We start from the raw sequence: 6,736 nt of genomic DNA, 5'->3' as shown, positions 1-6,736 counted from the left end.
CGAGCATGTTCAAGGCTTTTTTAGCTTTAATTTCGATTCGGATCTGGCTTAAATAGGTTTGCGTACAGGCCCTAGAGCAAACGAACTATTTCGTATAGTTATGTATAGCATTAGCATAGAAAAGGATCTGAAAACGTTTAAATCGGCAGTTAATGGGAGCGCAGATGGCATCCGGGCCTTTCTTCCTCCCTATAATCCGACATTTTCCGCTTTTACAATAGGTGTAAAGTCACTTACTGCCTTCCGCTAATTATGGGACACTTAGAAGATTGGAAACTTGGATGCAGATATTAGAAAAAGGGGCTGAGCCAACGGTGGATATTTTGAAACGCAATCATGTAACGGTACTCGGCAGCGGGCAGCGCACGATCATTTTCGGACACGGTTTCGGCTGCGATCAGGAAATGTGGAGACTGGTTGCCCCACGCTTTGCCGACCGCTTCCGCGTGGTGCTGTTCGATTACGTCGGTTCGGGGCGCTCGGCGCTCGATCAATACGATCCGGTCAAATACGCCGATCTCCAAGGCTATGCCAGCGACCTGCTGGATGTCATGGAAGCGCTGGAATTGGAAAAATCCATCTTCGTCGGCCACTCGGTCAGCAGTATGATCGGAGCATTGGCTTCTATCCGTCGGCCTGACTTGTTCAGTCATCTGATCATGGTAGGCCCGTCTCCCCGTTATCTGAACGATCTGCCGGAATATTATGGCGGCTTCGACCGCGAGGATATCGACGAACTGCTCGAGATGATGCAGCTCAATTTCAGCGGCTGGGCCGGCTATATGGCCCCGGCTGCTATGAAAAACACGGAACGGGCAGAGCTGGCGGAAGAACTCGAGCAGCAGTTCGCTTCCCGCGATCCCCAGATCGCCCGCCAGTTTGCCGAAGTCACGTTCTACTGTGACTGCCGCGATATGCTGTCCCAAGTGACGGTGCCTACCCTGATTCTGCAGTGCGCCGAAGACAGTATCGCCCCGCTTGAAGTGGGAGACTTCCTGCACAGCAGCCTGCATGGCAGCACGCTTAACCGCATGACGGCCAAAGGACATTATCCGCAGCTCAGCCAGCCCGACGAAACTTTTTCCCGCATCGACGAATACTTGACCGTTCTCTAGAACAGACGGAAGAAAGGCAGTCTTAACATGGATAACCCACTGGACCGCGCACCCGGCGGATATTTTTCGATCTCCGAATCCGGGTTTGTGCAGTCGGTCAATCGGACGTTCCTCGATATGCTTGGCCTGCAGCATGCCGAAGAGCTGATCGGACGGCATCTCGAGTCGGTTATGTCCGTGACCAACAAAATGTTTTTTCATACGTACTTCTATCCGCATATCCAGCTCTACGGCCGTGTGGACGAAATGTATTTCTCTTTCCGTACGGCCGACAAGCAGAGTGTTCCCGTCCTGCTCAACGGTATGCGGCGGGAGCAGGGCGGCGAGATCGTGATCGACTGCGTCGCCCTGCTGATGCGCAAACGCCTGGAATATGAAAAAGACACGCTGCGCAGCAAGCTCGCGCTTGAAGAATTGTACAAGGAAACCCAGGAACTGAACGGCCGCTTGGAGCTTCTCCACGTCGAATACGAGCAGAAACAGCAGGAACTGATGGAGATGAACCGCCAACTGGAAACGCTGGCTTCCACCGATCCACTGACGGGTCTGTACAACCGGCGCTTTTTCCAGGAACGTCTGCGTAAAGAGCTGATCTCCTGTTCGGATAACGGTTCTCCGCTGTCGCTGCTGATTTTGGATATCGATCATTTCAAGAAAATCAACGATACGTACGGCCACCCGATCGGAGATTTCGTTCTGACCGATCTGGCCCGCCTGCTGCGCGAAGAAACGGGGATTCCTGGCATCTGCGCCCGATTCGGCGGCGAAGAATTCGTCGTGCTGCTGCCCGGCTTGGACCGCTCCGCGGCAGCCGCCGCCGCGGAACGTATCCGCGGCGCGATCGAAGCCTCAACTCTCGGTTCCCAACGGGTCACGGTGAGTATCGGTGTCGAGACGTCCGCGGACGATTCTACCGAAGAATCGCTGCTGCACAGGGCCGATCTCGCTTTATACGCTTCCAAAACCGGAGGCCGCAACCGGGTTACGCATGCACAGGATCTGCCGGAACAGGAGCCGCACATTTAGGGCATTCAAGGAGGTTTCCGTATGTCTGCCCGACAAAAAGCGGCGGCGCCGCGCACTTTTTTCATCGAAAGAAGGTTGAGCCATGCGCGAACAACCCGAAACGGCACAAGTCCTGAAACTCCGTTACCTCGGCCCCCGCAGAGGAGTCGGCTTCGAATTTTATCCGGTCCGAAACGGCGAACGGGCTGCGGGGATCCGGCCTGTTTTTCTGCATGAGATCGACGCCGAGTTCGTGATTGCCTTGATTCGTGGACGCTATCCTCTGACGGATCCCGAAACCGGCGAGAAAGCCGAAGCTTTCGACCCCTGCTGGGACAATGCCATCGCGAAGCCGATCTGGCAGGATATTTGCGAGGAGCTGAAGCGGATGCTGCCGGAAGACCCAGAAGAACAAGCTTTTGTGCGCACATTTACGGAGTGGCTGCAGACAGCGCTCGAAGCCGGCGATTACGTGACGGTGGCCGGCAACCTGTAAGCGCGTTTTCAGACCCTATTCAAAGGAGCCGATCCGCATGGAGATCTGGAACCGTCCGGCCTGGAGCCGGCTGACTACCGATGAGAAAAGGCAGCAGATGCCGATTTTGCAAAAAAAACTGCCCGAAGGCTTCGATTTCGTTCGCCTCGACACGTTCGAGCGTTACGGACAGTCGACAGAGACCGGGATATTTGTCTGCGAAGACATAGAGTTTATTTTCGTGCCTGGTGATACGGTGACGCTTGGCTGGAACACGCAGCCCGCAGCGGAGGATGACTCTGCCGGTGTTCGCGAACGGATGCTGGATCTGCTGCGGGAACTTGGCGCGGCGCCCGAAGAACTGGAAGAGCGGATGCAGGCCTGGGTATCGCCGATACGCCAAGCGAAGATCTCCCCCATGCTGGTCGAACGCCACTACGTCTCCGCGGCATGGACCGATTGGCCGATCGAAGAACTGGATCCGCAAGAAGACGCCGAACTGCTGGATGCTATCGAAACGTTCCGAATTTCCCCGCATCACAGCCTGGAATCGGATCAAGCCTATTTGATTGAACGAGGCGCCGGCTCGCTGAAGCTGTATCAATTCGACGAGAGCGAAAGTTTCGAAGAATGGTGCAAAGCGAATATCGGCGTGGGCCTAGACCTGCCAAGCGAAGACGAATGGGAGTATCTGTACGGCGCAGGCTGCCGGACACTGTTCCCTTGGGGCAGTGAGATCGATCTGTCCATGCGGCTGCGGCACTTGTCTCCGGAAGCGGCCGGGGATTACGAACTGGAGCGGCCGAATGCTTTTGGCCTTCAATTCCCCGGCGATCCGTACAAAAAAGAAATCGTCCATACGCCGACCGGATTTACGGGCAAAGGCGGAGACGGCGGCTTGAATCTGCACGGCGGATACGGACCGTTCGCCGCTTATCTGCCGACGGCCATTTCTTACCGCGATCCGTTCGAAGAGGAGCTGGACTGGACGGAATGGCTGAGCAGCCTGGTGTTCCGGCGGATTGTCAGGCTGTAACCTCACATTCACGGCCTATCGACAAAAAGCCCGTCCGAACTTCGCATGATGCGAAATTCGGACGGGCTTTCTTATTCGATAGTACCTACTCGTTAAACCGGGTCGGACTTAATTCCGGGATTCCACAGCGGTAATGTCCGGCTGTCTGCCCGCTTCTTCATCGCGTGCCGTACCCAGTTCTTGTTCGTTTTGGTGAAGTTCCTTGAGCATGTTCCGGTAAATATGGGCTTCTTGGCGGTTCAATCCATCGCGGTTCTCTTTCAGGATCCAGGTCTCGACGGTCTTCTTCAGAATCTCGCTTTTGCGTTCCAATACTTCCGTATAACTCAATGTTCTTCATCCTTTCCAATCGGGGATTTCCGACGCCGAATGCCCATAATCGGTTCCATCCGGCGTAACGTTTATCATTATACGTGAAAACAAAGACAGCCCCAATACGGCTCTCCCGGTCTCATCCCGATAGAGTTCCACTGAGCCGGGAACAGAAAAGCCCAGCGGAACCCATTCGTAAAAGTCCGGCCGGATGCTCCTGATCACGGACAAATGCGCCGCTCCTCCATAAATCGAACTTCGAACTCCCGGCTTCGCTGCCCTGCGAAGCCGGGGATTTTTGCGCGTATGGACGGCCCAAAAGGATAAGGGGTTTTATTTCCGTGCCATCCGTCATAGATTGTCCGGTTTCCAGCGGCTATTATATATGTATATGTAGACAACCATTATCCGAAAGAAAGAAGGAACAAGAATGTCTCGCAACAAAATCGGCTTTGCCGCCGTATTCGCCGCCGCTTTGACCCTGACAGCCTGCGGCCAAAACGCCGCTCCCGCATCGCCCGATGCCTCGGCTCCCGCTCCTACCACCGCTGCCGCGCCGACACCGGTCAAAGCCGGGCATGCCGCCGTACATTGGTCTTACGCCGCGGATACCGGTCCCGAGCATTGGGCGGACCTCGAGAGCGAATTCGAGACCTGCAAGATCGGCCAAGCCCAATCCCCGATCAACATCGACCATACCCAAATCGTCGAATCGGGCGATATCAAGCCGATCGAAACCCATTACGCCAAGCTCGAGAACGCGACAATCGTCGATAACGGACACACGATTCAGGTTAACGCCGCGGACAAAGATTCCTACATGATGCTCGATGGAGAAAAATATACGCTGCTGCAGTTCCATTTCCATCATCCGAGCGAACATCAGATCGATGGAAAAAATGCGGAAATGGAACTTCACCTCGTTCACGAAAATGCCAAAGGAGAAAAAGCCGTCGTCGGCGTCCTCATTCATCCGGGGACAGCAAATCCGGTTATCGAACAGCTCTGGTCGCATCTGCCCGATCCGGCAAATACGGACGGCGAGACGCTGAACGCGCCAATCGACCTGCTTGCCCTGCTGCCGCAAAATTTGCATGCCGTCCATTACGAGGGTTCTCTGACTACGCCGCCTTGTTCGGAACATGTGAACTGGAGCGTACTGGAGGAACCGGTCGAATGGTCGCAGGCACAGATCGATCTGTTCGCAAAACGCTTCCCCGACAATCACCGCCCCGTTCAGAATCTGGGCAAGCGGGCTTTGAACGGCGACGACTGATCCAGATAAAAAACGAGAAAAAGCCCCAAAAAACCGGAACCGCCAACAAGCGCGGACCGGTTTTTTGGGGCTGCTTCACATCTGCCGGAAGAGAAATCCGGAATCATTCGCCCTGCTTGAGCTCCCGCATCAGCTGCAGCAGCTGACGGGTCGTATTGACATTGCGTACGGTCATCCGTGCATACAGCTTGGAGCCGATCAGCTTGTTCATTCCGCTCCGGCCGGCATTCTCCCGGTCGACCGAAAATAAGACCGCATGCGGTGCAAACAGCAGAGTGCCTACGCCCGGCGTCAAAGGAAGTTCCCCCGAAACCGAGGTCTCATCCACTTCGTCCCAGAGAAAAAAGACGTCGCTCTTCATCTCGCCACCGTTGTTCCAATGTTCCGGCAGCACGGCGAAGATCGCTTCCATCTCTTCCAGGCTGCGGACAAGCACCCGAATCTTCAGCCCGAATTCAGCTTCGATCGCTCCTTCCAGAACGCCCGCAAGTTCCGCCTGAGGCAGCTTACCGTTTAAGAACACGATATTGCCCGAATTGATATAGGTCTTGACCCGCTCCATCCCCGCTTGTTCAAAAGCGGTCTTGAGCCTGTTCATTTCGACTTTGTTATTGCCGCCTACATTGATTCCCCGCAGCAGAGCCACATAGATCACCGTTTTTCTCTCCTTTGGCTTCAGGATGCAGCCGGAATCTCATGTTCTATTTCAAAGGGACCTGTTTCGACAGCTGCTCGAACTTCTGCAGATGCGGGGTGACCTGAGCCGTGATCTTCTGCAGGTATTTGATCGAAGCCAGACGTTCGCGTTCCTTGGCTGCCGATTCTTCCGGGAAAATGGAATAGCTGCGGGACACCGAACCTTTTTTGTACGACGCGCTGAACAGACTTCCCGTTTTCCAGGACGAAGTCAGATTCTCATTGCTTCCCATCACGTTCAGAGTCATTGCGTTCCCGCGGTAAGTGAAGCTGTACTCGGGATCGGCTTCGGCGTGGATGACTTCGTAACCCGAACTCAGCATGTTGTTGGCAAATACGCCCGTGCGGATCTTGTTCGAAACCACGCGTCCATCCCCGTCAAAGCGTTTCTCCGTCCAGACGCCTTGGCCGCTCATCCGGTCATTGGCCCAGGAGCCGGTATACACGATTTTGTACCGGTATCCCGTGTCCGCTTCTTTGTATTCGTTGATATATTTGCCTGTTCCCGAACGCTTCCCGTTGGCAAACTCGCCGGAGTACGTCTTGCTGCCCGGCCATTTGGCGGTTCCCCGCCCGTCCGGAAGACCGTTCTCGACCTGCCCGTAATAGGTGCCTCCTCCGGCTAGAGTCAGTGCCTGTTTGGCCTGCGCCGCATGCGCGGAAGGGGCTACTGCGAAGCTCCCCATACCGGTAAGGGTAAGTCCGAAGACGAGAGCAGCAGGAAGTAGAATGCGTTTTTTCATTTGACGGATTGTAAAATGAAGTGCAACACCTCGAACTGAATATAAAAAGGCCCACGGCCGGATTCGTGTAGAATGAAG

At 55.0% G+C, this 6,736-nt stretch carries 8 protein-coding genes; 5 read left to right on the top strand and 3 right to left on the bottom strand.

Annotated elements, in window-relative coordinates:
- Positions 1-281: 281 nt before the first annotated feature.
- The 4 genes from HRQ60_RS22985 to HRQ60_RS22970 all read left to right on the top strand — a co-directional run bounded on the left by HRQ60_RS22985 (position 282) and on the right by HRQ60_RS22970 (position 3,631).
- A complete protein-coding gene (locus tag HRQ60_RS22985) occupies positions 282-1,115 on the top strand; it encodes an alpha/beta fold hydrolase (protein WP_172200868.1) in 834 nt (277 codons plus the stop codon).
- 27 nt (positions 1,116-1,142) lie between these two features.
- Positions 1,143-2,141, top strand: coding sequence for a sensor domain-containing diguanylate cyclase (locus HRQ60_RS22980; protein ID WP_172200865.1), 999 nt, complete (start codon positions 1,143-1,145; stop codon positions 2,139-2,141).
- 82 nt (positions 2,142-2,223) lie between these two features.
- Entirely contained in the window at positions 2,224-2,616 is a 393-nt protein-coding gene (locus tag HRQ60_RS22975) for a hypothetical protein (protein ID WP_172200862.1), read from the top strand.
- A 37-nt stretch (positions 2,617-2,653) separates the two neighbouring features.
- Positions 2,654-3,631, top strand: coding sequence for a hypothetical protein (locus tag HRQ60_RS22970; RefSeq protein ID WP_172200859.1), 978 nt, complete (start codon positions 2,654-2,656; stop codon positions 3,629-3,631).
- A gap of 108 nt (positions 3,632-3,739) precedes the next feature.
- On the opposite strand, the gene HRQ60_RS22965 is transcribed toward HRQ60_RS22970, so the two are convergent.
- Positions 3,740-3,961 carry a hypothetical protein gene (locus HRQ60_RS22965; protein ID WP_172200856.1) on the bottom strand — a complete coding sequence of 74 codons (222 nt, stop codon included), beginning with the start codon at positions 3,959-3,961 and terminating at the stop codon, positions 3,740-3,742.
- A 412-nt stretch (positions 3,962-4,373) separates the two neighbouring features.
- Between HRQ60_RS22965 and HRQ60_RS22960 the strand changes: the two genes are divergently transcribed.
- Positions 4,374-5,219, top strand: coding sequence for a carbonic anhydrase (locus HRQ60_RS22960; RefSeq protein WP_172200853.1), 846 nt, complete (start codon positions 4,374-4,376; stop codon positions 5,217-5,219).
- A 103-nt stretch (positions 5,220-5,322) separates the two neighbouring features.
- Here the strand turns inward: HRQ60_RS22960 and HRQ60_RS22955 are convergent, their stop codons facing one another.
- Both HRQ60_RS22955 and HRQ60_RS22950 read right to left on the bottom strand, forming a co-directional pair.
- Positions 5,323-5,874, bottom strand: a complete 552-nt coding sequence (locus HRQ60_RS22955) for a DUF1697 domain-containing protein (protein ID WP_172200848.1) — start codon at positions 5,872-5,874, stop codon at positions 5,323-5,325.
- Positions 5,875-5,920: 46 nt separating this feature from the next.
- A complete protein-coding gene (locus tag HRQ60_RS22950; protein WP_246281459.1) occupies positions 5,921-6,601 on the bottom strand; it encodes an MORN repeat-containing protein in 681 nt (226 codons plus the stop codon).
- Positions 6,602-6,736: the final 135 nt, after the last annotated feature.

Origin of the sequence: Saccharibacillus qingshengii (assembly GCF_013185195.1) — a bacterium.
In the GTDB taxonomy this organism is placed as follows: domain Bacteria; phylum Bacillota; class Bacilli; order Paenibacillales; family Paenibacillaceae; genus Saccharibacillus; species Saccharibacillus qingshengii.
Note: the sequence above shows the minus strand (reverse complement) of the source record. Positions and strands in the feature narration are given on the sequence as shown.

Excerpts from the sequence above, each read along its gene's own strand:
- HRQ60_RS22985 (WP_172200868.1), top strand. The coding sequence starts at position 282 with ATGCAGATATTAGAAAAAGGGGCTGAGCCAACGGTGGATATTTTGAAA.
- HRQ60_RS22980 (WP_172200865.1), top strand. The coding sequence starts at position 1,143 with ATGGATAACCCACTGGACCGCGCACCCGGCGGATATTTTTCGATCTCC.
- HRQ60_RS22975 (WP_172200862.1), top strand. The coding sequence starts at position 2,224 with ATGCGCGAACAACCCGAAACGGCACAAGTCCTGAAACTCCGTTACCTC.
- HRQ60_RS22970 (WP_172200859.1), top strand. The coding sequence starts at position 2,654 with ATGGAGATCTGGAACCGTCCGGCCTGGAGCCGGCTGACTACCGATGAG.
- HRQ60_RS22960 (WP_172200853.1), top strand. The coding sequence starts at position 4,374 with ATGTCTCGCAACAAAATCGGCTTTGCCGCCGTATTCGCCGCCGCTTTG.
- HRQ60_RS22950 (WP_246281459.1), bottom strand. The coding sequence starts at position 6,601 with ATGGGGAGCTTCGCAGTAGCCCCTTCCGCGCATGCGGCGCAGGCCAAA.